At 40.5% G+C, this 22,254-nt stretch carries 23 protein-coding genes and 1 pseudogene; 9 read left to right on the plus strand and 15 right to left on the minus strand.

Annotation, left to right across the window (positions count from 1 at the left end):
* The 9 genes and pseudogenes from E0F88_RS34145 to E0F88_RS32355 form a co-directional block, all read right to left on the minus strand.
* Nucleotides 1-258 (minus strand): annotated as a pseudogene (locus E0F88_RS34145) (hypothetical protein); the annotation flags it as partial.
* 101 nt (nucleotides 259-359) lie between these two features.
* Nucleotides 360-875: a hypothetical protein gene (locus E0F88_RS32325; protein WP_131962744.1), complete on the minus strand. Its 516-nt coding sequence runs from the start codon at nucleotides 873-875 to the stop codon at nucleotides 360-362.
* Between the two features lie 143 nt (nucleotides 876-1,018).
* Nucleotides 1,019-1,843, minus strand: a complete 825-nt coding sequence (locus tag E0F88_RS32330) for a DUF6602 domain-containing protein (protein ID WP_131962746.1) — start codon at nucleotides 1,841-1,843, stop codon at nucleotides 1,019-1,021.
* Nucleotides 1,844-2,120: 277 nt separating this feature from the next.
* Nucleotides 2,121-2,888, minus strand: coding sequence for an adenylate/guanylate cyclase domain-containing protein (locus tag E0F88_RS32335; RefSeq protein WP_131962748.1), 768 nt, complete (start codon nucleotides 2,886-2,888; stop codon nucleotides 2,121-2,123).
* Between the two features lie 55 nt (nucleotides 2,889-2,943).
* Nucleotides 2,944-3,921: an adenylate/guanylate cyclase domain-containing protein gene (locus E0F88_RS32340; RefSeq protein ID WP_131962750.1), complete on the minus strand. Its 978-nt coding sequence runs from the start codon at nucleotides 3,919-3,921 to the stop codon at nucleotides 2,944-2,946.
* An 8-nt stretch (nucleotides 3,922-3,929) separates the two neighbouring features.
* Complete coding sequence (locus E0F88_RS32345) at nucleotides 3,930-4,676, minus strand: adenylate/guanylate cyclase domain-containing protein (protein ID WP_165940223.1); 747 nt, start codon at nucleotides 4,674-4,676, stop codon at nucleotides 3,930-3,932.
* Nucleotides 4,677-4,681: 5 nt separating this feature from the next.
* On the minus strand, nucleotides 4,682-5,212 hold the full coding sequence (locus E0F88_RS33900; RefSeq protein ID WP_165940224.1) for a Pycsar system effector family protein: 531 nt from the start codon (nucleotides 5,210-5,212) through the stop codon (nucleotides 4,682-4,684).
* A 403-nt stretch (nucleotides 5,213-5,615) separates the two neighbouring features.
* Nucleotides 5,616-6,464 (minus strand): helix-hairpin-helix domain-containing protein, encoded by an 849-nt coding sequence (locus E0F88_RS32350; RefSeq protein ID WP_131962754.1) that lies wholly within the window; start codon nucleotides 6,462-6,464, stop codon nucleotides 5,616-5,618.
* A complete protein-coding gene (locus tag E0F88_RS32355) occupies nucleotides 6,457-6,834 on the minus strand; it encodes a VOC family protein (RefSeq protein ID WP_131962756.1) in 378 nt (125 codons plus the stop codon). The genes E0F88_RS32350 and E0F88_RS32355 overlap by 8 nt, the downstream gene beginning before the upstream one ends.
* A 551-nt stretch (nucleotides 6,835-7,385) precedes the next feature.
* Between E0F88_RS32355 and E0F88_RS32360 the strand changes: the two genes are divergently transcribed.
* The 7 genes from E0F88_RS32360 to E0F88_RS32390 all read left to right on the plus strand — a co-directional run bounded on the left by E0F88_RS32360 (nucleotide 7,386) and on the right by E0F88_RS32390 (nucleotide 12,050).
* A complete protein-coding gene (locus E0F88_RS32360) occupies nucleotides 7,386-8,276 on the plus strand; it encodes a hypothetical protein (protein WP_131962758.1) in 891 nt (296 codons plus the stop codon).
* A gap of 121 nt (nucleotides 8,277-8,397) precedes the next feature.
* Entirely contained in the window at nucleotides 8,398-8,697 is a 300-nt protein-coding gene (locus E0F88_RS32365) for a helix-turn-helix domain-containing protein (protein WP_131962760.1), read from the plus strand.
* Nucleotides 8,694-9,032 (plus strand): hypothetical protein, encoded by a 339-nt coding sequence (locus tag E0F88_RS32370; RefSeq protein ID WP_131962762.1) that lies wholly within the window; start codon nucleotides 8,694-8,696, stop codon nucleotides 9,030-9,032. Before E0F88_RS32365 ends, E0F88_RS32370 begins: the two co-directional genes overlap by 4 nt.
* Nucleotides 9,029-9,730: a P-loop NTPase family protein gene (locus E0F88_RS32375; RefSeq protein WP_181956119.1), complete on the plus strand. Its 702-nt coding sequence runs from the start codon at nucleotides 9,029-9,031 to the stop codon at nucleotides 9,728-9,730. The genes E0F88_RS32370 and E0F88_RS32375 overlap by 4 nt, the downstream gene beginning before the upstream one ends.
* Nucleotides 9,723-10,256 carry a hypothetical protein gene (locus tag E0F88_RS32380; RefSeq protein WP_131962766.1) on the plus strand — a complete coding sequence of 178 codons (534 nt, stop codon included), beginning with the start codon at nucleotides 9,723-9,725 and terminating at the stop codon, nucleotides 10,254-10,256. Before E0F88_RS32375 ends, E0F88_RS32380 begins: the two co-directional genes overlap by 8 nt.
* A 292-nt stretch (nucleotides 10,257-10,548) precedes the next feature.
* Entirely contained in the window at nucleotides 10,549-11,211 is a 663-nt protein-coding gene (locus tag E0F88_RS32385) for a plasmid mobilization protein (protein WP_131962768.1), read from the plus strand.
* Nucleotides 11,208-12,050 carry a relaxase/mobilization nuclease domain-containing protein gene (locus E0F88_RS32390; protein ID WP_131962770.1) on the plus strand — a complete coding sequence of 281 codons (843 nt, stop codon included), beginning with the start codon at nucleotides 11,208-11,210 and terminating at the stop codon, nucleotides 12,048-12,050. Before E0F88_RS32385 ends, E0F88_RS32390 begins: the two co-directional genes overlap by 4 nt.
* Before the next feature lie 688 nt (nucleotides 12,051-12,738).
* Here E0F88_RS32390 and E0F88_RS32395 read toward each other — a convergent pair.
* Both E0F88_RS32395 and E0F88_RS32400 read right to left on the minus strand, forming a co-directional pair.
* Nucleotides 12,739-13,659 carry a transglutaminase domain-containing protein gene (locus E0F88_RS32395; protein WP_131962772.1) on the minus strand — a complete coding sequence of 307 codons (921 nt, stop codon included), beginning with the start codon at nucleotides 13,657-13,659 and terminating at the stop codon, nucleotides 12,739-12,741.
* A 207-nt stretch (nucleotides 13,660-13,866) separates the two neighbouring features.
* Nucleotides 13,867-14,304: a helix-turn-helix domain-containing protein gene (locus E0F88_RS32400; protein ID WP_090336594.1), complete on the minus strand. Its 438-nt coding sequence runs from the start codon at nucleotides 14,302-14,304 to the stop codon at nucleotides 13,867-13,869.
* Between the two features lie 173 nt (nucleotides 14,305-14,477).
* Here E0F88_RS32400 and E0F88_RS32405 point away from each other — a divergent pair, with 173 nt between their 5' ends.
* Together E0F88_RS32405 and E0F88_RS32410 are read left to right on the plus strand one after the other, a co-directional pair.
* Nucleotides 14,478-15,353: a HEPN domain-containing protein gene (locus tag E0F88_RS32405; protein ID WP_131962774.1), complete on the plus strand. Its 876-nt coding sequence runs from the start codon at nucleotides 14,478-14,480 to the stop codon at nucleotides 15,351-15,353.
* Between the two features lie 12 nt (nucleotides 15,354-15,365).
* Complete coding sequence (locus E0F88_RS32410; protein WP_131962776.1) at nucleotides 15,366-18,830, plus strand: DEAD/DEAH box helicase; 3,465 nt, start codon at nucleotides 15,366-15,368, stop codon at nucleotides 18,828-18,830.
* A 490-nt stretch (nucleotides 18,831-19,320) separates the two neighbouring features.
* Here the strand turns inward: E0F88_RS32410 and E0F88_RS32415 are convergent, their stop codons facing one another.
* The 4 genes from E0F88_RS32415 to E0F88_RS32425 form a co-directional block, all read right to left on the minus strand.
* A complete protein-coding gene (locus E0F88_RS32415) occupies nucleotides 19,321-20,253 on the minus strand; it encodes a DUF2971 domain-containing protein (RefSeq protein ID WP_131962778.1) in 933 nt (310 codons plus the stop codon).
* Between the two features lie 177 nt (nucleotides 20,254-20,430).
* Nucleotides 20,431-21,489 carry a restriction endonuclease gene (locus E0F88_RS32420; protein ID WP_131962780.1) on the minus strand — a complete coding sequence of 353 codons (1,059 nt, stop codon included), beginning with the start codon at nucleotides 21,487-21,489 and terminating at the stop codon, nucleotides 20,431-20,433.
* Nucleotides 21,490-21,654: 165 nt separating this feature from the next.
* Nucleotides 21,655-21,828: a hypothetical protein gene (locus E0F88_RS33905; RefSeq protein WP_165940226.1), complete on the minus strand. Its 174-nt coding sequence runs from the start codon at nucleotides 21,826-21,828 to the stop codon at nucleotides 21,655-21,657.
* A 30-nt stretch (nucleotides 21,829-21,858) separates the two neighbouring features.
* Nucleotides 21,859-22,119 carry a hypothetical protein gene (locus E0F88_RS32425; RefSeq protein ID WP_131962782.1) on the minus strand — a complete coding sequence of 87 codons (261 nt, stop codon included), beginning with the start codon at nucleotides 22,117-22,119 and terminating at the stop codon, nucleotides 21,859-21,861.
* Nucleotides 22,120-22,254: the final 135 nt, after the last annotated feature.

Below are 22,254 nucleotides of genomic sequence, written 5' to 3' on the forward strand. Positions count from 1 at the left end.
TTCCAAAGCCTTCAAATAAGACGCATCGGTTTTCTTTTTCATAGTAGTTCTGTTATAAAATGAAAGGGAAAAATAAGGTCTTAACCGGTGCTTAAAGTACCACCGGTTCATTTGGCGAAGTTCTGTCTGCGAGATGTGGAGACTCTGTTGGATCTCAAATTGACTGGATAACTCTGCACGGTAAATTTCCACAACTTTTCTCTTAAAAAGTACAGATCGTCTGCTTTTTTTATTTCTTTGTAAGTCATTAACATTCATAATGTTACAAGTTAAGTGTACACTTAAAATAGTAGCATATGGAGTGTTGTATAACTAAGATTATGTTAAATAGATTTTCCGTTTTACAATAGTTTTTATTCTTAATTTTTTTGGCTGAAAATCTCATCTACTAATGGAGCAATAGTTTTGTCGATGTGTTTCACATAGTCGTGGGTTGCATCAAAGTTTGGTAGGATAATGTTATTTTGATTTTGCCAGGCCCTTCCCAAACCGAACATTGTATTTTGGATAATCTTGCTGTAATCCAAAAGCTTTTTAAGGTATGATGAAGCAACAAGCAATTCCTTTTCTGAATTAAGACCAAAGCCAGGAATTCGCTCTACATCATGAATAAGGTTATTGCGCATCGTCAAAAATTCGGTCAAAATAGCATCAAACCAGGGTTCTATTTCAACACGATCCCTTAAAGAGTTTATAAACACTCCAATTGTTCGTTTATCAACTGTATTCAAGCGTTTTAGGAATTCCTCCGGATCACCAACACCACCTTTGGGCAAAACAATATCGATAATGGTCTGCAACATTTTCTCAGTGGTTTGTATGCTTATTAGAATGGCTCCCATGCCACGCAGGACCCTATCTTGTAAATCGTTCATGTAATTCAGGAAACTTTATTTGTTAAGAATAATAACCTTTCACGTTGAGAAACGAAATGTCGACTTAGGTATATATTTTAATCAAATCAATAACATAAACAAGTCTACATATCGTCATGTCTTATGACGACATCCTACAAGATCTATTTTAATTCCCATGCCTTAGTTTGGAATGAAGTTAAATTTGTAAGATATTTTAATAAAATGGGCTCATCTTCTTTGAGGTACGCAGTTGGAAAGCAAAGTAAGTGAATAAGAAATAATGCCAAAGTAGTAGCCGTAGAATCACCTTTAAAATTAAAAAGATGATGACTTTTAGTTTTTGGATCCTGGTCCAACAGTATATTGCCTAGCGGCATATACTCCATATCAGGGGAAATAACAAATAATCCATTATCCAGGGTTAAGATAAGATCAGGCAAATCAGTAATTTCAAACTCTCCTTGATCAATCAGGTCTTTTAAGAATTTGTACATATTTTCTTCGGTAAGAGATTTTCCGGAAAAAATAGCTGTTGGAATTTTTTTCTGAAACTCTTGTAATCCTTCAATTCCAAGTCCCGGGAACTCTGTTGATGAAACATCTCTATGTAGTTTTTTTACACTTCTAATTTGTTGCAGCCCTCTTAAAAGCTCTCTTTTATCGTAGATATCGGGCTTAATTTCCACTGCAGCAAAAACTCCTTCTGCCAAGATAACTTCTCTTTTAGGAGTTATTAGACGTGGATGATTTGGGGCAAGAACTACGCAATCAATGCTTTGAGAGCTGTCTGTCTGGCTAAAAATGTGACCCTTAGTTAAACGAAAATCGCTAGTTAGATAGGCTCTTATAAACTCTTGAACAGTTACTTCTTTTTTGTCTGCTGTACTGTCTCTGTCTACTTTGAATACTTCTGTTGTTGGATTGAAGATTATTTGAATACTTTCCAAGTTTTCAATCAAACTACCAAATACTGGATTTTGTTGCATTTTTTAAAAGATATATAGTTAAAAATGAGACTGTTAAATTCTATTCATCATTGCAGGAACTACTATCCATATGATTTTAAGATAAAATATACTGTTCAACAACGCTGCCATGAATATGGATAACAGCTGCTAAGGCTGTGAATAACTGATATTTTATGTAATAGTTTCGCCTCTTAACTAAAAAGCTTATTGATCAGCCAAAAGATAGACCAGAGCGAAGGATTCAAAACCGCCTCTTGTCACGTCAAACAGAGATTTTTTGCTGTTAAAAGAATAATTAAGTCTTAAATGTGCAGGAAAAATGTTTCCTAAATGACCAGTCGACACCTTTTAGATCTGTCTTTATAAGAGTAGACTTTTTCCAAACAGAATGAGTACTGCTTAATGAGTATTTATAAATTCCATCATTCGAGCATTGCATATTGTCATAATCGGAAATATGGTAGTAATTTATAGAGTTATTTTCTGATACACTTTCAAGTCTGAACAATTCAGTAAGGGGCTTGCCTATCATGGTATACTCTGGATAATCATCTGTCTTATTCTTGTAATACATGATAGTTCCATCGTGAAGTGCAATTTTAACCTCCATTTCTGTTCCTTTAAGATCAACTACAATATCTTTGGCACATGAATCTGCCTTTTCAAATAATTTTGATTTAGTGTCATTTAAAAATGGTTCTCCAAATAGACAGATAATACCGTCTCCAATAATTTTTTCAATCTCTCCTCCGTGTCGGTAAATAGCAGGAATTACTCTGTCGTAATACTTATCTAAGTAAGATGATAGTAATGAATTAGTTAATAATTTACATTTTGAAGAGAAATCTGTTATATCTATAAATAACAAGATTACGTGTGCAGATTGCTGGCTTTCAAAGTATTTAAGTAAATGATCATTCCTGCTTGCCCTTGCGAAAAGGTTTTTAATCTCGATAGAAGATTTATTAAAGCTCTCTTTCAAAAGCCTTATTTCTTGCTTCGAAATTTGGTTATTAGATTGATATTTTTCTCTTAATGAATTTATTTGTGATAAGTTTGGCATATTTGAATTGTATAGAATTAAAGCATAACTGTTGTTAATTTACTAACCGGTAAAATTATATTTTCCAGGTTAGACTGCACCCATATACCTTACAATCCATATTTTTAATTTTTTCTTTTTGCTCCTTCCAATAATTATGAACTAATTTTTCATCAGAATTTTTAAGGCCATCGTATACCCTTTCGGTGATTAAAATTGCCGGATAATCAATACTTTGATCTACTTTTTTAAAGTTTACTAATTTACCCTGATTATTGATAATTTCTCCATCTGAGGACATTCCAAAAGATCCTGCGAAATCTTCAACACTAATTTTAATTGTTTCTGTTGTAGTCAAATATTTGCTTGAAGCTGTTGAAAATTGAGATCTTGGAGCACTGCTTTTTAAGAAAAACTTAAATGGATTAGGATTTCTTAATGCAAATCTAGTAACCTCATAGAAGTGTAATTTGATTGTTTTGTTCGCAAAATCTGTCAATCTAGAAGCTAAATTGGCTGGTTTTCCAGTCCAAACTAGTCCTTTGTTTTCCGAACGCTCATTTCCATTTCTTTGAATGCCTACCTTAATAACCCTTAAGACACCATAGTCGATTCCTATACCGCATTTGAAACTCACCTGTTCAATGCGTTCAGCCAATAGCTTTTCAACCATATGATTTATGGATATTGCACAAGATATAGCATTTGTAAAACAACCCTCCGATGGAAATACAAGCATAACTCTATCTCCAATTATGTTTCTAGTGGAGCCATTATGGTGCCGTCCAATTTTAATAACGGATTTTATAAAAGCCGTATAAATTTTTGACATAACATCTGGGCCTACCTTTTCCGTCATTGCCACCGAACTTCGGATGTCAACGTATAGGACACAAGTCTCTATTATTTTTCCTCTTTTTTCAGAGTCTCGTTCAAAAGTTAAATATGAATCATTAGAATTAGGTACTTGCTTTGTAATTGCATGTTTAAAAGAGGTTTTGATTACATCTTCTATATCCTCTTCTACTTCTTTAAGAATATATTTTACAGCCATTTTGGGATCTATCCGTTATATTTTATTCTAAACATTTGAGCATAATTAGTTCCTTTTGGAGGGTTAATTTCTTTTCCATAATGAGGCCATTGAAGCTTCCCATTCTCAAAATGTATAAATTTCGAAGGTATTCTTTTCAACACTTGCCTGACAATAGTTTGATCAAAATAATTGATGCATTCATTTTCGCTTATACTTTCTAGTCGAAATAATTCCGTTAGTGGTTTTCCAATTATTGTATACTCGTTATAGTAGTCCGTTTTGTTAGCAAAGTAATTTACTTCTCCGGCATGTAGCGCTATTTTTGATTTAAACTTAGTTTTATATGTCTGTTTTATTATTGATTTTGCACATTGAATTGCTTGATAGACGCAGTGTGCAATTCCTTTGTTATAAAAGGGTGGGCCAAAAATACAAATGATACCATCTCCAATTACCTTATCAATTTCTCCATTGTATTCATAAATTTTGGGAATGACAATATCATAATATTCATCAAAAAATTCTTCGATTTGTTTTCCAGATAGGTTTTCAAATCGAGTAGAAAAATTACAAATATCAATAAATAATAGAGCTATGTCCGCAGGAGATCCGTTATGGAAATACTTTGCATACTCGGGATTATCTAAAGTTATGGCCTCATTAATAGCCTTTTTTGAATAATATGGAATTTTTAAAATGTCCTCATTAAGATGTCTATTGGACTCGATTTTATATTTTTCATGTAACCCTAGAATCTGTTGAATGTTCGGCATCGTAGTTAAGGTAATTCTTTTAAGAGGTAAACTATCATCGAAATAATTACCGTTATCAAACTGCCAAAAAACAGTCGTAGAGACCATGTCACCAACTCATATTTTTTCCAAGCGATGGTTGAATTTATGTAAATCTGTTCTGCTATCTGATCGGTATAGGTGTTATCATTATCTAATACTGATTTTGCATGAGTTTTGTAACTGGACGCATCTTGAAACTTTTTAGATATATGGCCAAAATACAAAATAGAATCGGGGTTAATATTTTTTAATGATGGGTTTATACATAAAAATGCACATATTACTGATAATATCGTTAGAGCTCCATATAACAAAGTAGCCCAAAATAAAAAGGTTGAGTCTTTAATAGCGTCAAAAACGGGCCCAGCATTGGTGTAAGTTATTGTTAATAGGATTCCATAAACTGTTAATATAACTGTTGCCTTTGTTTCTGAAAACCGTAGCCAATCGATGTTATACTGTAAAATTTGCCAATATCGATCATCATGGCTGCTTGGATTTTGATTTGGTTGCATTGATAGATAGGGTTTGTTTCTAATTAAAAACCCCGTAGCGGATAGGCTAACGGGGTACAAGATAACCTCAAACAAAGTAATCTTTGGACTAAGATACTAAATTTTCAAAGCAGCGCAATTTTCCATTGGCCGTTTTCTAAAACATGTTTATGAGTAAATTTATCTTTTTCGCCATTCTCTTTTAAAATACCCTCACAGGTAACATATGCACCGTTTTGATCCGCATTTACATTTTTCGGGTTAAATTAAAAGTTAGAACTAAAAGTACTGCGGGTTTGATAGAATAATTTTTCTGGGATCAAGTACGGTACATTCAAATCTCAGCGCCATCTTGATCAGGCATTTGCCACACCTTCGCATATAAACAGCAGGGGAGCAGAGGTGTGCCGAATTGAATGCAAGATTACTTCTTCTTCCCAAACTCCTTCCGGTAAGCTATTGGTGTCATTCTGAATTCTTTTTTGAACAAGCGTATAAAAGCGCTCTCGTTCTCAAAGCCACATTGGGGAACGATATTGCCTATGGTGGTATCTGATTTCTTTAATAGTAAAGATGCTTGCTTTAATCGTAGCCGCGTGAGGTATTGCAGTGGTGTCAGTTCATAGGCACTGCGGAAGCAGCGGATGAAATGATATTGGGAGAGGTGTGCCAAATCAGCCAGTTGAGCGATGGTGATTTTTTCTTCGGGATGTTTGGTCATGTACGCCAATGCGAGTTTCAGTTTTTTATGCAGGTCTTTTTGGGTGGCCTCATGTGCGGGCGGTATTTGTTTGCCTGTTTGGTATTGAGGAGACTCAAACCAAGGCTTCTTTGGCCGCGTGGAAGGATAGCCATTCTTTTCGCGGAAGGCTTTGCGCTCGGGAGTAAAGTTCCACCAGTTGAGTTTACTATTTGGGTGGTTGGCAAAATGTACCACAAGCCGAAACTGATCTTCAACACATGGATCTGTCCATACCCCTTTTTCTAATTCGTATTGATCGGTGAGCTTTGCTCCGTCCTCGCTTTTCAGGTCCTGGAGGGAATAATATCCCATCCAGATCAGGTCATGCGCAAAGCGTATCCCGATTGAGGGAAGACTTTGAAACTCGGATAGCGCAAACAGCTCCATCGCCCTGATCTTTGAAGTATCAAGCAATTTTTGCAATACCTCTATTTTGTGCAGGTGCATTTCACTCTTTTTGATTTTCAGTGCGCGCAGCTTTTTCACTTCTGCAGCTGTTACATCCAGTGGATTGAGTTCCTCTTTAGTCATGTTCTGCGAAAGTTAGCATGTAATTATTATTGTCACAGAGCGAAAATTCAATAGCACCATAAAAAGTTTTCTCCAGGTCGGTGAGCACGGTTACGTGTTCTTTGATATAATCATAATACTGACGGATGTTATCCACAGTGATGTACAACAAAAGCGATCCTCCATCGGCACGACTAACCATCGGGTGCTTGCCTTCAATGCTGGCAAAGATCTGAAACATGAAGGTGACACTTCCGTTCGTCATCAGGGCAAATACTTTTTCGCCTTCGGGAGCAGTCACTTCATCGGTTACTGTAAAGCCGAGTTTGGCGTAAAAGGTGATGGTTGCTTGTAAGTCATTGACAAAGATGTTTGGCGAGATGGATTTCATAAATTGAATGAGTTAATATTTTATTCAAAAGTAGGGAAAAGGTGAATTTGGAAATGTGCTGAAATTGCCAAAGTGAATTAAACATAGAGCAGCAATGGAAATGCAGAGAGTAAATAGATCAGAAGTTCATATTTTGTCGGGTGAAAGTTCCTCTCACCGGAAAAATCAGAATGGGATAGCTAAAGGTTATTGAGAAAGACAGAACTTCATAGATAGACGAAAAATCATCTGATAACATGAAACGCAGAACATTTCAGACTACTCCGCTCGCCATCACCTCGCTGGCGGCATTTGCTGTAGTAGAATCCGTATACAATACTACGGATTTATAAATGCGTAGTAACAGACTGTTGAGATATACTGAGTGTTGTGCCCATTTGCACCGAGAGCTCTTTCCCGCAAAATTTATCGTCAAAAAAATGGAGTTTCAACCTATTTAAATTTTGAATAGGTTGAAAAAATCTCTGAATGCTTTTTTAAATTCGTATTACAAAGTCTATTTCATGGACTTTGCATTGGTTTAATTGTGTAGAACGAAAACGGAGAGAGAGATGAACCTACATTCAAATTTACAGTACCCCTTATTCAAATACCTGTCAGAGGAATTCGCAGGTAGCTTTTACCAGAATGAGCTCACCTGTCTGAACAGGATGCTGATTCTTTACCATAATCGGTATGTATTCTCGATTTATGATGATACCGAAAATTACCTGGATGATTATGAAAGGTATCTGGGAAAACCCCTGAACCTCTGGTATCTAACAGCTTTCAAAAGAGAGCGGATCGAGATGGTGAGGAAAAGAATGTATTTTCTTCTTAAAAATAACCGCCAGATCTTTGATCAGCTTCTGGCCCGAAAGGATTACAGCTCCTGGGAAGCCAAAAAGCAGACAATTCTTGAAATTTACAGATGGCTTGAAGCATTACCATCCGGAATCCAGCCGCCCTCAGATATCGATTTCAACCAATGGAAGTTGGAGTTAGAAACGGCAATGGCCCCTTTTCTATCAGCATCAACTCAGCCAATGCCTGTAAAATCTTCGAAAAAGTCTGCGTATGAACATTTCTGTCAGGTACTTTCCGGTGCAGACCAGAGAGAGAAGCGGCAAAAATTCGAGCGGTTGATTTCAGTTCTAACGCGGGAACAGTGGATCGCTCCAACAGATAACGATGGCATTTACAGATTCCGAAATACCGGCAGAGGCGCAAGGCTTCAACTAGCAGCTTTGTATTATGTGCTCAACAAACAAGGGCATATTGCCCAGGAGCTCATGGCTACACAAATTGCAGCGCTCTTTGGCAGCTGGCTTTCCCATCATATTTCAAAAGACTCATTTGTCAAGGCGTTCCAACCCGAGCAGCAGGACGCTTTTAATTGCAGTGTCCGCCAGCCGCGATACAAATATGTCCAGGATTGTAAGTTGCTGATTCGGGATTTATAGTGCCGATCCGGGCCTGAAATTTCACTTTTATGTTCTTTTCATTCCCGCCGGAATCGCGGGAATGTTTTTGCCATTTGCCCGGATCAACTTTGCAGCATGTTCTACTTAAACGAGCTGCAATATGATAAACGGACAAACCAAAGTTTCTGATCTGACAGTCGCTGATTTGGAAACAATTTTAACCAGGGGCACCTCGCCGGACACCGGACAACACACCGCCACGCTTCTGGACACCCGCCAGGCGCGCGTCTTCCTGAGCGGGATTTCAAAGCATGCGCTTTACTACCAATGCGCCCACAACAGAATCCCGCACATCCGTCAGGGTGGACGGCTGTATTTTTTTAAAGACGACCTGCTGCAGTGGAAAATACAGAATGGCTGGCAGGATGTGTTATTCTCATCGCAAAATCAGCCGGTATGAAAGCAAGCAAAGAGCAGCTCGTCCGGCTTTTAGAAAGCAGGGATGTCAGAAGACGAAGGAAGCTATACGAGTATTACGAACACTATTTTCAGCAGCAGCACTCCGCCCGGTTTACCATCGAGCTGATCAATGCAGATCTTGGCTTTGCATTGGTAAACCGTCAGGATGTCAAATACATCCGGGCCCATTGTCATTTGTGGAAAACGGCTCCGCCAGAAACTGCTGAAACAAAGCAGCACACGGTAGAAAAGAAAAGCTTAAAGAAAGAAATCTGGACAAACCAGGAAGAATTAAAAAATCCAATTTTTACAGGATCTAAACTTGACTCATTATGAAAAAGCTACATTTTATTGCCCAGTCAAAAGGTGGCGTTGGTAAATCACTTCTGATGTATCTGATGGCCCTAAAAAACCATCACAAAGAAAATTGTTTATTTGTAGACATGGATGCCTCGACGTTTACCAGTAGGCGTCAGCTGAGTTTTGTAGATGAAGACAAGCTTGATACAGTAAGTCTTTTGAACGAAAGAGCAGCCATTCAGCGCGACAATCTTTTTGTTTATTTGGATAAGCTATCCCGGAGCCGTTATCAAGAAATATACATTGATCTGGGTGCACCGGAAAGTGAGCAGCTTCCTGCATTGATTGAATTTGATGAGGTGCAATTGCCGCTACGGGAATTTGCCGACGACATGGACATCGAATTTCACATTGTCATCGGCGGCGCAGGTGCCTATAACGCCTCGGTTGAATATCTGCTTAAAATGGTAAAAGTTGTCAAAGATGACTTTAAGATTACGGTATGGGAAAGTGTTACCGGATTTCGTAAGTTCCCTGAGCTGGCGAAGGAACTCGCAGAGAACTGCGAGAACATGGGCCTCACTTTTCGGAGATTTGGTGACTTTGAACCGGAGACATACGTTGGTACTGAGATACTCTCGGGAGTAAGCAAAGGACTAGCCCTGGAAGATTATGACCGAGGTCCAAGAAAAAGACTGATAAGAGAACTTAATATCAACTTTCAATATGATTGATCAGACTCCACTGCAGCAGAAAGAGTTGCTGCTTATCAAGGCAGATTACCTGGCCCGCTACGGCATGGAGATGGATGACTGGACGGCGATCACGATGCTGGACAACCAGGTGCAGTTTGATAAAATGAATATGCAGCTGCTGGCAAACCTGAGAGAGAACAAACGGCTCAGTGAAACTTTCAAAGGTTCGATCAAACAGATTCACTTCAGCTCAAAACCGGAAGCTTTTCGCTACGCTTTTGGGCGGAGTCTTCCGTACGCTGTCTGCGCGTTGATCCTGGGTATTTTCTTTTACGTTTACATGAGTACGTACAAAGATTATGAAAATCTGAAAGACACTGTCCGCAGCTACCGTAATGTCACCAGCTATGAATACCTGATCAGTCAGGGGGAATTGACAAAGGATGACGGGGTTGTTTACCTAATCTTAAAGCCGGTCAAAAAGGGCAAGCACATCTTCGGGCAGACCTACGAGTTTGACGAAAGGCAAAAAGTGGTCAAAGTGCCCCTCAAACGGCTACAATGATCCAAAACCTTTCCTGTTGATCTCAAATAGTCCAAAAATTAAGCACAAGCACGTCAAGGCAGGCAACAATAAGCAAAAGTCAGCCCGAAAGGGCAATCATAAGAGCCATTTTAGAAACATTTCAGCTTCAATAGATCATAGGCGTTGGCTTCCCCAAATCAAGCTATCGCCGGTACGCCGTAAAAACGGCGACCGGCGGAAGCTTGCAAGGGGCAGAGCCCCCTTGACCCCCAGCTATTCGCCTTTGGGCTCATAGCTCATTGTTTTAGACCACTTAAAAATTTTCAAGATTATGGAAAAGAAACCAAAAGGCAGACCAGCCAAAAATGAAAAGATTGTCAGAAGATCCCATTTTTCTATATGGGCGACCAAAGAAGAAAAGGAGCTGTTGAACCAGCACATTGAAAGAAGCGGGCTTTCAGCCAGCCAGTATTTTTTAACGCTCGCACTGAACAGCCCGATCAAAAGACCACAGAAAAAATCACTTCCGGCAAGGACTGCCGAAACGATCCTGATCCTTGAAAAGCTTAGCGGAATTCTTTCGCTGGCCGTGCTTAAAACAAGAGATGTGGATATGCTCTCGCAGCGCTGGCAGGACAGCAGTAAAAATGTACGGATGCTATCCGAGCTGATTACCAAATGGGTGTTTGAAGATTTTGAGATCTGGACGATCAGAAAGAGCCTGTCAGATATCGAGCAGTGGATGCAGCAGCTTGAAATGTATCTTGGAAAGGTGCTACCGGAAAGTGAAAACAAAGCCAGTGTACTGGAAAAGACAGCCGATATTTTAAAAATAAGCAAAGAGCTTCTGGAAAAATACGAAGGCTATTATCTGACGGAAGAAGCTGTCCATGCAGTGAACGCTTGGAAACATACTAGTCTGGAAAATCCTCAGTTGGTGCATGAAGCGGTTAATCAGTCGATGCAGGAACTATTAAAAAACAGACAGTCATGATCGGAAACGTAAACCTGGGCAATTACCCCAAAGAGCTGCTTTATTACTGCTACTATGACAAACTTCTGACACCGGAGCAGCGCAAGCAACTAGGTCCGGATGATGTTCGGGGCGAAATCCTTTATATTCAGAATCTATCACTTGAAAAGCTGCCGGACGGTCGTTACAATATGGATAGTCTGACAAGGCAGTTTCTGGGTAACCGGGATAAAAATAAAAAGCTCAACAAGTTCGTATGGCACCAGTCATTCAGTTTTCCGCCTGGCGAAAAACCGACGGTTGATCAGATCAGGGAAATCTCCGTCGCATTTGCCAAAGATTTCGGTTTTGAAAACAATCAGCTGATTGTTTTCAGGCATCTGGATAAGGCGCATGAGCACATCCATGTCGCTGCAAACAGGATCAATTACAACGGTAAAAACACGGCAGACCATTTTAACAATTATGCCAGGACGGGCAAATTTTGCCGGAGGATGGAGATGAAACTTGGGCTTCAAATCACCCCTGAAATGTATCTGACCGATCCTGAAAGGCAAAAGCAACACCATGCTAACAAAGCGATCTTGAAACTGAAGGAGCTCATCGATCATAATTTGAGGGAAGTCCGCTCATTGCAGGAGTTGAAAGAAAAACTTCGACAGCAGAATTACCAAACCTATCTGGGTCGTGGTATTGCCTTTGTCAATACTAAGAACGGAACGAAGATTAAGGGTTCCGAGATCGGAAGAGATTATTCGTTGAGCGGTCTGGAAAAACGATTGGGTGTAGCGGTGCAACCAGATTTAAATCAGAAACAGGAAAAGAATTTACGGAGAAGAAAAGGTCTCAGTGTTGGATGACCAACCGGGAATCAGATTGCCTTGCGAGCTACGAATGAAGAGAGTGTTGATAGATTTTATAGAACATTCACATTCAGGTAATTTTACATGAATTGTAAATAGCTTCAAGCCAAATAAAATGAAAGTTAAACCGATAATTTATTCTTACCAAAGTATAACTCACCGGAGAAAAAAAACTGTTAAATCGAAGACAGCACCAACGGGATACATCTATGCTAGCGGTAACGTTGTGTTTCCCTGAGCCACACTTGAAGAACCGGGAATCGAAGCGGAATCAGCGCAATTTAAAATCGGAACACAGGAAGGAAAGAGAAAGATTAAGTCTCTATATTTAGTTCCATGTGATGATCAGCAAGACAGTTTTATCACTGGAAAAAAGTGGAAGAGGTAGCGTGATTCCGTTAGGTGGTATCTTGAAAAAAGGCGGTATTGATTTTGAAAGCGCCAAGCATACTTCGTAGTTAGTCTTTTTAATTATCGGGAGGTTATTTCCGGTTTTGAATTGCAGCTTATCAGTTCAGAGCGGAAGCCGCCCCACACTGGCAAGCCTAGCGGTTGCAAACGCAGAAAAGAAATCTCAGAGTAAGTAACTTTTGCCTAGGAGTGTCTATAATTCAGCGCTCCCGGGCATGCTTGCTGGCTCCGCCCGATGCATATCTGGAATATGCACCAGCAATCAATCCTTGGATTATCTTTTATAAAAATGGGATAGCCTGAACGGCTTTTTCGTAGAAAGGTACTTCCTCACAAACTCATCCTCCTCACTAATAGATTTTTCTGTTTCAGAAATTTTGGTTTTTAGCTCAGCGATGTATCGTATGGCATCCGGCTCCTGTGACTTGATAGTTTCCAGTAACGCTGCACAAGACCGAACATCGGACTTTAATATATCCATAGTGCTGCTTAGCTGCGGATCAGACCACTGTGGCCTTCTGAACTGTTTGTTTTTAGCGGTGATATACATGTTGTACTGAATGATCACCGAGCTGAGGGAATTGTTAACTAATTTCAGATTCTCAGAGAGGGTATTATAAGATATATTTCGCTCTAGGTTTTTGGTATACTGCTCAATCAGCTTGTTTGTAATCCCCGCACTCTGTATGCGTGCAAGTCTTGATATAAGAGCCAGGTTTTCAGGTTTTGATATATCGGCTGTAATTGAATCCTGAAAATTATAATTATTGGACTTTACAGAGGTAAAGTCGTTGGCTTTGATCTGGTGGTTGGAAAGCGGTGGGTTTAACAACTGCCAGATAGGATCAAAAGGAATATGGGTAAGAATAAACTCCCGCGGTAGAACCTTATACCAAGTGTCGTTGAGGTCCTTGACAAACTGGAAATTACCATCAACGGTGCCAGAAGACCATGTCGGATCATACAGATACCAGCCCTTCGAAGTTCTCACAGCATTCCATGCATGAGCCACCTTATCATTTATTTTCGTTGGGCCTTTTACATAGCCGGAAACGGTGTAAGATTCATAGCCAGCACGCCTGAGAAGCGCATTAAAAAGCTCAGCATAGTGCTCACAAACACCCTTACGCCTTCTAATTGTCTCCAATACAACTGACTTTGATGACCAGTGAAGTTGATAACTGGGTTGAAGCATCTGAGCTTTTCCGTATCGTACTGTATCTCATCTGCCACATAGTCAAAGATCGACCTTATTGTGTTTGATTTATACTTGATAATGCTTAGTACAGAATCGAGCTCCGCTGTCTGGGCCGTGGACAGTAATGGGCATATCAGCAATGAAAATGCGTAAATGAATCTATTGATGTGCCTTAAAGGGATCAATGTAACCAGGATTTAATAGTTACGCTCTGTCTTTACCATTGTTGAGAAGCGTTTGAAGCAATTCGACTTTTTCCTTTTCTGATTGAAGCAGACGTTCATACAACTTCTTGTTTTCTTCAAGCGCTTCTACCCATTTGTCAACAGGATTAAAGTTGAGCGTACAATTGTTGTTGATCGAACCAGCATTATCGTGTAAAGTACTGGCAATAATGTTGATCGCGACTTCTTCACTGAAGTTTTTGATTGCATCAGAAGGAACCTTCAAAATCTCGGCTACCTGTTCAAGAATATCTTGCTCGATCTCCTCCTTTTGCTCCAAAAGTGAAATCCTTTTCTGACTCCATTCCTCACCCATCTCAAAGGCAAGGCCTTCCTGTTTGATACCAAGCATTTCGCGGAAACGTTTGATATTTCTGCCATGATGTATTTTGCCGGATTTGTCACCTGTCATATTCATAATAGCAAGATAAGTGCTTTTGAGCAAATCTGCAAAATATTCCTCCTGATACCCTGTTTGGCATATTTTATCCTCGTCAGCTTCTAAAATAGAAAATTCAGGAATGGTTTATACACCGGCCGCTTGTTTATTTCACTGCGTCTTTTATTGTGGATGGTAAAGTAAGGCGTGTTATGGAGCTAGACGGTAAACTATTAAATGAAGTTCAGAAACAGGATCTTTCCCGCATTGTTGAGCTAATCAACCAGAAGTTTGCGGTCGAACACATCTTCCTGTTTGCTTTCGGTCAAACAGTATCTGCGGCTTGCGGTTGTTTTACTGCCGACCATTCTTCGGATAAAAAATCCTATTGCCTGATGGTGACTACGCTTTTTATGCAATGCCAACAACATTCAATGCAAGATTTTCTGAATAATCATCTCCCTGAAATGCAGGTAACGGTTTTATGCCATTCCAGCAAGAAAGTGTGTCAGCTGCTCGCCGAATCAAATCGTTTTTTTACACGCATATTTAAAAGTGGGCTACTGCTGTACACCACCGGTGGTTACAATTCCCTGTCATTTCAACCCGATAGCACCCCGGCCGCCGACTTTGATGAGGCGCAGAAATACTTTGCCCATCACAGCTCGCTGGCCGAGGGGTTTCTAAGCTCGGCACGTGAACGGTTTTCAGGCCAGGATTACAAACTGACACTATTTTTTCTACATCAGGCAACCGAACAGACAGCCATTGGATTGATCAGGGTCTGGATGGGATACCGGTTTAATATCCATCATCTTGGAAGATTACTTGAGCTCTGCTACTATTTCTCACCAAAGATCTCCGAGATCTTTGCCACCACTGAGCAGGATCAGATGCTGCTGCGAAAACTAAACCGCGCTTACATCGGTGTCCGCTACCGAAACGATTTTACAGTGACCGCCCAGCAGGCACAATTTCTCCTTTCGAAAACAGAAACCTTCGCTGGCCTGAGTGATTCGCTGTGTCTAGCTAAGCTGGCACTACTGCGAGATCAAGCCGAGATGGCCAACTTACGTATCACATTTTAAACTCCTAACGCTATGAATAAAGCTGCTCGTCCAGATCTTGCCCTTGTGGAGCGTACCGCCGATATGGATTACATTATCCCATTCGGTGATGACGCCTTTACTCTCAGTGAAGAAACAATCGAAAATCATTACATACCTGTCAATGCCATACGAAACAACAAGTTGGGTTTCTTTGACATTACTTTTGTTAAATTCTGTCATCCAGCGATTGATCTTGATGTCGCTTTCGGAAAATCAGTCAGACGTCTACATCTGACAGTCTATCCGTCACATCTTTCCGTTAGCTGCGACTGTGGCGGCCAATCAGAAAAGCTGTGTATCCATGCTTATAAAACACTTGTGACGCTGCTTGACCGAAGAGGGCAGAAGTACTTTTCAAAATTCTACAAACCTGAACAGCTTGGTTTGGCAGAATATTATCCCGAGTTTTTTCAGGTAAAAACGACCATTGATGGTGTCAGCATCCAGGTATGTGAACAGCTTGGAGCTGTTTACATACCTGATGAAATAAGCTCCGATCCGAAGATTCAGGGTTGCGATAAATATCTTCCGGAGCCTGTGACCCATGATCAGCTCGGTTACTGTATCTACACCATTTACCGGCAGGATCACCTGCCCTTTCTTGCTGGTTTTCTGGGACAACTGCTAAACGACGGATCTGACATCAAATCTTTTAGCACACTCTTTCAAACCAGTGCTGCACCAGATCCCATCGAATTTACAGATCAACAACTGATGTTAAACGCAATAGGATCACAGATCCAATCAGTAAATGAACAGTTGAGCCAGACAGAAGTTGAAAACAGTACATCAAACCTGACTGCACTTGCTATAAAATACAATAGTCCCGTGGTTTCAAAAAGGGATCTTTTGCGCCAGCGTCTGCTTGACCTGTGGTCACGTGCTCATAAGCTGCTTAGTGATGAGCGTTTTGTAATCCGTTACAGCGATGGCCGCAAGATCACCTATGATCACAAACCTAAAAAAGGGTACACCCGTCCATTCAGGGCGGCTGATTCTGGATTGTCCATAACATATACCCTGACCCAGCACCAAGGCTATTTTCTGCTTCATCTCAATTTGATCGTTGATGGGCAAATTCTGGACTCTTACGAGCTGTTCCCTGCCAAAGATCCTCTTTTTGTTTTGGATAATAGCAGCAAGATGCATGTATTACCTTCCAATTTGAGAGATCTCGATCTGATCACCGCGCTGAGAGAAACCGGTTTTAAGCTCACGGTCATGGACATACATTTACAGCAGTTCAACGCGCAAGTACTACGGTGGGTCTGCTTACATTACCCGGTACATTTTGACTTTGCCATCGGTCTGGATCAAAGAGACTTGGTTATTGAGCAAAGACAGGTATTCATTTTTCAAAAAGGAGATATGATTTGCTTTGAGCCGCAAGTCTTGTATAAAGATGGCATTGTGCTACCGGTGCTGACTGGTGGGACTGGCTGGTTTGAATTCAATAAGGATCGTCCGGTTGTTTTTGTGCGCGATAAGACAAGCGAAACAGAACTTGTCGATTTTATTAAAACACTGCACCCAAATTTTGCAAGTCAATCTTGCAAAATTTGGAGCTACTTCTCACTGCCGAAGAACATGGTTCTTCAAACCGGTTGCCTTTCCGATATCCTTTCATTACTAACGGAAAACGGGATCACAGTTCTAGGGCTTGAAGATATTGCTGAGCTGTCGGATTATCTTAATACAGTTGATATCCGTTTGAACATCCAGGCTGACAAAGACTGGTTTGAGATTACATTGAAAGCAGCCTGCGGAGCCGCTGTGGTAAGCATCGAAGCGCTCAGAGAAGCGGTTTTGGAAAACAACTGTCAGCTGAACTTCAAAAATGGCACCCGTGCAGCTATCTCACCGACCTTGCAAAAAAAGTTGAGGCAAGTTCTTTCTTTCGGACAAACTGCCAAGTCAGGTCTTCGCCTGTCTGGCTTTCACTACACGCTTGTAGATCAGCTATATGATCAGCAAAGCCAGCAGGAACTGCACCAGTTTGTCGAGAACTGCAAGAAAAAGGCAGCTTATAGCAAAGGGTTGGAAGATTGTGCTGTTCCTGACTCGGTCCAGGCGACACTGCGCCCGTACCAGAAAGAAGGCTATAACTGGCTGATGTTTTTGAGAAATAACGGCTGGGGAGGTATTCTGGCTGATGATATGGGACTGGGGAAGACTTTGCAGGTCTTAACGCTTTTACAAAAAGTGTATCATAACGGAGTACATACAAGGCCGAGCCTCCTAATCGTACCGACCTCGCTTCTATTTAACTGGCAGCAGGAAGCTGAAAAGTTCACACCAGATCTTCGTGTGATCCGCTATCACGGTGCATTCAGACAACAGCACGCTTCACAGCTTGATTCCGGCGACGTTATTTTAACTACTTACAAAACGGTATTGAATGATATCGACATACTAAAATCTGTCGAGTTTGAATATGTGATCCTTGATGAAGCGCAGGCAATCAAAAACCCTTCCTCTCAACGCTACAAAGCTGTCAGTATCCTGGATGCGCGCAGCAAACTGGCTTTGACGGGCACTCCCGTCGAAAACAGCGGAAGTGACCTTTACGCCCTGATGAACTTCGTCAATCCGGGCATACTGGGAAACTTGCGCAGTTTTAACAGGCTGCTATCCCCTAAGGCACAAACAGAAGACAAAACTCATTTGCAAAAAGTGATCAATACGTTTATTCTGCGACGTACCAAACAACAGGTAGCCAAAGACCTGCCAGAAAAAACCGAAATGGTCATTTACTGTGAAATGGAAAAAGATCAGCGCGAAGTTTATGAAGCATACAGAGTCCGTTACCAGGATGCGCTTAAAGAAAAAATCAATGAAACCGGCTCAGGCAACTCAAAACTTTATGCTCTGGAAGGGCTGATGAAACTGAGACAAATCTGCAACGCGCCTGCATTGGTGAATCATCAGACTGATCCGGCAGCCGTGCCGGCCAAAATCAAAGAACTCATGCGCCGACTGAAAGAAGTCACTCCTCACCATAAGGTATTGGTATTTTCAAGCTTTACCGGATTTCTCGGGTTGATCAGACAGCAGCTCGAAAAATCCCAGCTTGGATATGCCTATCTGGATGGTAAAACGAAGGAAGATCAAAGAAGCAAAATGGTGGATCTCTTTCAAAACGATGATCACACACGAGTATTTCTGATTAGTCTGAAAGCAGGTGGCACCGGGCTTAATCTCACAGCTGCCGAGTATGTTTTTCTAGTAGACCCGTGGTGGAATCCAGCCGCTGAATCACAAGCCATTGACCGCTGCTACCGCATCGGGCAAAAAAACAACGTGATGGCTTACAGGATGATTTGCAAGGATACCCTGGAAGAAAAAATCCTGAACATGCAGGTGCAGAAGCGTCAACTGGCTGATGAGCTTGTGTCATCAATAGATGGGGTACTTAAATCACTGAGTGCCGAGGATATTTTGGAATTGTTTAGCTAGATAAATTGCATGGAAGCGGTTACCATAAAAATATCCATGTCACAGGATCAGGTCTAAGTTATGGAAGATCTCGAAGAAACCTTCCGAAATTCTCAACCTACTTTGGCAAAGTCGGGTTAAATGAAAAGCAGGCTCCTCAAAGGTTGAAAGTTTTCCTGAGCACATTTCGCAAGCGGCGTAAAGACGGATGGATATGCTACTTTGCGGAATGGAGAATGTATTTACTCCTGTTGGGGCTGGAAAGATGGTAGAAATTAATAATGTCTAAACCTTCCAATTTTCCATGACTACACGTTCTTGGAGATGTTTTAGTTAATTCTCTATCAAATAACTGATTGGGTAAATCGACCTCATAAATACTAGAATCAAATTCTCAATTCTTTCCGAAGCCGCGGTTGTTTTCTCTACTGGAAAATATCTTGGTGCATTTTTCATTAAAGGTAAAATCCGACGGAAGCAGGTTTATTGGGTTCTAAGTTAGATTTACAGCTTAAATAAGTTTTCGAAAATCTATTCGATACTCCTTACTACTCTGAAATGCTTTAAATAGTCCAACATGACCATATCTGGAATCAGACAAAATGCCCTTGATCCGTTCTTCAGTGGCACTACCTATCTTCATCCCCATGTAAATGTTCGATATCTCCGCGGCATCGAAGTGATATAGAAAAATGCCAAGACTTTCGTTGACACAGGAACATTCTTGCAACCCTTTTACAACCCTAAGTTCCTGTTCATATTCCCAGGATAGTCCTTTTGTTAAAAACACATCTGCGGCTAATGCTTCAATCCATTCTTGATTTGGAGTAAGCGTTTTAAATAAATATATTTCCGGTCTTTCCTCTCTGTACCGTACCTGGCTAATTTCGTTTAAACATGCAATAGATGATTTCCTATTTTTCAAAAGGTCTCCTGAGTGATTGAACTCAATTACAAAGCCAGTATCGCCTTGTGCGTAATGTGCCCACATCAGCAAATTGTCCTTTCTCTGTGTTAGGCTAAGGATTCCAAGTTTATTCTGAAACCCTTCCCGGAACTTCTCAACCAAATCGTCGTTCGCTGGCTGCAAATTCATGGATTTCAGAAATGGCTTGACTAATGTACTCAGTAATTTATCCGGTTCAACTGTCTTAATAATATCAATAATTGCATTTGGATCAATTTCAGGGTTTGCTTTGACAACTTCCTGAAGTTGTATACTAAAATTGTTCAGTATGTCTTGCCCATTAATAATCTTCGGAATTTCTTTGTCAAACAAATCATCAATTTTTTTCGCTGTGTCTATTCCAGAAAGGTACGGTATCGCTTCGAAAGTATCGTTTAGGTAATGTGGTTGTGTGAAACGAATGTTCTGGTTTAAGATGACATCGATTCTATCGGGCGGCAGATATTTGAAGATCCTCATTTCGTGGATGTATTTCACATAATACTAGGTTACATTTTCTTCAATTCACCCCATCAGGTGTCAGCAGTTGACACACGCTGAGGCGTTTAGTTAGCAGCTCGATATTGGTTTATAGAATTTCGTCTTCCTATATTTTCAACTGGTAGAATCGAAAAGTAGGAATTTTGCGAACTTCTTTCCCTTAGCTATATCTTCTCATTCGCCAGGAAATTCTGTTCTTAGAGTTTTGTCCAAATCCCAGTCCGGAATTTTTCTTTCAGTATCTCCTTCTGTTTTGTAATAAATCTCCTCATATGGCATTTCTTGGATATCAAATTTGCAGAACAAATGTGGCTCAGAAAAGTATTCATCTCCTTCCCGGAGAATCTCTACGATGTTATGATAAGGAATTCTTCCAACCTTAATAGCATAAAATGTTTTGTATTTGGGGCTATTTCTTCTCTTATCAAAATGGTCTAACGGCTCCCAAAATCCATGCTCATCCATAATAATAGGGGTGCTCATCGCCACATTGAGCCAGAATTCTATTCCGTTATGGTAAGTATCATAAAAAAAAGTTCGGAACCAGGGACTAATCTTTCCATCTGGTGTTTCATCCGAGTCGGGATACGATGTGTCATCGACTGATCGTATGTAGACTTTATGAGTGATAAATTTTGCATAGGGTTTAAACAAAAGCAGATCCGGAGTCCTGTTTTTCTTTAAATATTCATGATCTATTAGTTCCTTTTCTACACGCTTCTTCATTCTGAGCGAGTACTTGATTCTAGTGGCGTTATCCTGGGTTTTCTTCTCTACCCGTACACCAAAATATACAAAAAGTAGATCCTTGTAATCTTTGTATAATTTTGCTTCAAGAACGCTTGCTGTCCAGATTTCCACCTCGGAAATTCCTTTTTCATTAGAATAATCTTTTAAGTATTGATGAAGGTTCCGGCTCACATCGCAGGCTACAATCACCAGCAGCTTGTCAGGTAATGCCACATTCATCGCTACTTTGTCGACGATGTCGGTGATATCTGCTTTTCCGATCCGAATGAACCGTTTGCATTGTATGAACCAAATTTTTTCCTTGCCTTCCAGGTTTTGTATCGCAAATATATCTACACCTAGATCTGCACCTTTACGGCCGAAATGATTGATTTCTTTAAAAGTGTCAGTTCTGGAAACAATATTCAGGCACAGGTCTTCAAATCTTAGCGGGTCAAGGTCCGAAAAATGCAGTCGGTTGATAGTTCTTGTTGGTTGTTTCATTCTCAGTCTTATACAAAGTTTCCTGAAATCAGGTAAAAATTCCCTGTCTACTTAAGTCAAGTGGACTATTTGAACTGGTAGCTATAATGATGTTGAAATTCTATGATGGTTAAAAAAACAGCGACCGTTCCGGAATATACGGCCGCTATTTTTACACCGTTCTTCCTACTTCTCTTTTGTTACGCCTTTGAACGGAGTACCATCTTGTTTTCCATCCATGAACCTGCCGGTTTCCCGATCCCGCTTGGTCCATGTTTCCGTTACAGGATTATACACCTGTGTTCTTCCGGTAACAGCACCATTCCGATGTCCATCACCTGTTTTGCCATTTCTAGCCATAAGTGAAAATTTGTTTAAGTTTAAAATCTGTTAATTGTAATTGTACTGTTTCCAGGGAATTCGGGAGACGTGAATCTTACTAAGGAAGTTCACGATATCCTTTCTGCCCTGGTACGTTGCAGTGCCACGCGAATCCTGCGCCATCAAAATAATGGGCACTCCGGGAAATGCGCCTCTGAAGGCTGCCCGCGCCTCGTCACACTGGTTCGTGCTGTTCAATACATGCGATTTTACCACTACAATCGCGAAGGTTACACCCTGCTCTTTTAGAACAGCTCCTTCAAATTTCATTTTACAAAAATTTATATATCCACTCCGAACTTGCAGCGCCGGAGATTATCTGGATGGTGTTTTCCTTTATTGTAGTACACAGATAAATAATTTAAACAAATTGATATCTTTGCAGCGTTCAAGCACAATAAAGTA

Source organism: Dyadobacter psychrotolerans (assembly GCF_004349265.1).
GTDB lineage: Bacteria > Bacteroidota > Bacteroidia > Cytophagales > Spirosomataceae > Dyadobacter > Dyadobacter psychrotolerans.

What these genes read in the sequence shown, in the direction of transcription:
- E0F88_RS32325 (WP_131962744.1), bottom strand. Translation starts at nt 875, where the DNA reads ATGAACGATTTACAAGATAGGGTCCTGCGTGGCATGGGAGCCATTCTA.
- E0F88_RS32330 (WP_131962746.1), bottom strand. Translation starts at nt 1,843, where the DNA reads ATGCAACAAAATCCAGTATTTGGTAGTTTGATTGAAAACTTGGAAAGT.
- E0F88_RS32335 (WP_131962748.1), bottom strand. Translation starts at nt 2,888, where the DNA reads ATGCCAAACTTATCACAAATAAATTCATTAAGAGAAAAATATCAATCT.
- E0F88_RS32340 (WP_131962750.1), bottom strand. Translation starts at nt 3,921, where the DNA reads ATGGCTGTAAAATATATTCTTAAAGAAGTAGAAGAGGATATAGAAGAT.
- E0F88_RS32345 (WP_165940223.1), bottom strand. Translation starts at nt 4,676, where the DNA reads ATGCCGAACATTCAACAGATTCTAGGGTTACATGAAAAATATAAAATC.
- E0F88_RS33900 (WP_165940224.1), bottom strand. Translation starts at nt 5,212, where the DNA reads ATGCAACCAAATCAAAATCCAAGCAGCCATGATGATCGATATTGGCAA.
- E0F88_RS32350 (WP_131962754.1), bottom strand. Translation starts at nt 6,464, where the DNA reads ATGACTAAAGAGGAACTCAATCCACTGGATGTAACAGCTGCAGAAGTG.
- E0F88_RS32355 (WP_131962756.1), bottom strand. Translation starts at nt 6,834, where the DNA reads ATGAAATCCATCTCGCCAAACATCTTTGTCAATGACTTACAAGCAACC.
- E0F88_RS32360 (WP_131962758.1), top strand. Translation starts at nt 7,386, where the DNA reads ATGAACCTACATTCAAATTTACAGTACCCCTTATTCAAATACCTGTCA.
- E0F88_RS32365 (WP_131962760.1), top strand. Translation starts at nt 8,398, where the DNA reads ATGATAAACGGACAAACCAAAGTTTCTGATCTGACAGTCGCTGATTTG.
- E0F88_RS32370 (WP_131962762.1), top strand. Translation starts at nt 8,694, where the DNA reads ATGAAAGCAAGCAAAGAGCAGCTCGTCCGGCTTTTAGAAAGCAGGGAT.
- E0F88_RS32375 (WP_181956119.1), top strand. Translation starts at nt 9,029, where the DNA reads ATGAAAAAGCTACATTTTATTGCCCAGTCAAAAGGTGGCGTTGGTAAA.
- E0F88_RS32380 (WP_131962766.1), top strand. Translation starts at nt 9,723, where the DNA reads ATGATTGATCAGACTCCACTGCAGCAGAAAGAGTTGCTGCTTATCAAG.
- E0F88_RS32385 (WP_131962768.1), top strand. Translation starts at nt 10,549, where the DNA reads ATGGAAAAGAAACCAAAAGGCAGACCAGCCAAAAATGAAAAGATTGTC.
- E0F88_RS32390 (WP_131962770.1), top strand. Translation starts at nt 11,208, where the DNA reads ATGATCGGAAACGTAAACCTGGGCAATTACCCCAAAGAGCTGCTTTAT.
- E0F88_RS32395 (WP_131962772.1), bottom strand. Translation starts at nt 13,659, where the DNA reads ATGCTTCAACCCAGTTATCAACTTCACTGGTCATCAAAGTCAGTTGTA.
- E0F88_RS32400 (WP_090336594.1), bottom strand. Translation starts at nt 14,304, where the DNA reads ATGAATATGACAGGTGACAAATCCGGCAAAATACATCATGGCAGAAAT.
- E0F88_RS32405 (WP_131962774.1), top strand. Translation starts at nt 14,478, where the DNA reads ATGGAGCTAGACGGTAAACTATTAAATGAAGTTCAGAAACAGGATCTT.
- E0F88_RS32410 (WP_131962776.1), top strand. Translation starts at nt 15,366, where the DNA reads ATGAATAAAGCTGCTCGTCCAGATCTTGCCCTTGTGGAGCGTACCGCC.
- E0F88_RS32420 (WP_131962780.1), bottom strand. Translation starts at nt 21,489, where the DNA reads ATGAAACAACCAACAAGAACTATCAACCGACTGCATTTTTCGGACCTT.
- E0F88_RS33905 (WP_165940226.1), bottom strand. Translation starts at nt 21,828, where the DNA reads ATGGCTAGAAATGGCAAAACAGGTGATGGACATCGGAATGGTGCTGTT.
- E0F88_RS32425 (WP_131962782.1), bottom strand. Translation starts at nt 22,119, where the DNA reads ATGAAATTTGAAGGAGCTGTTCTAAAAGAGCAGGGTGTAACCTTCGCG.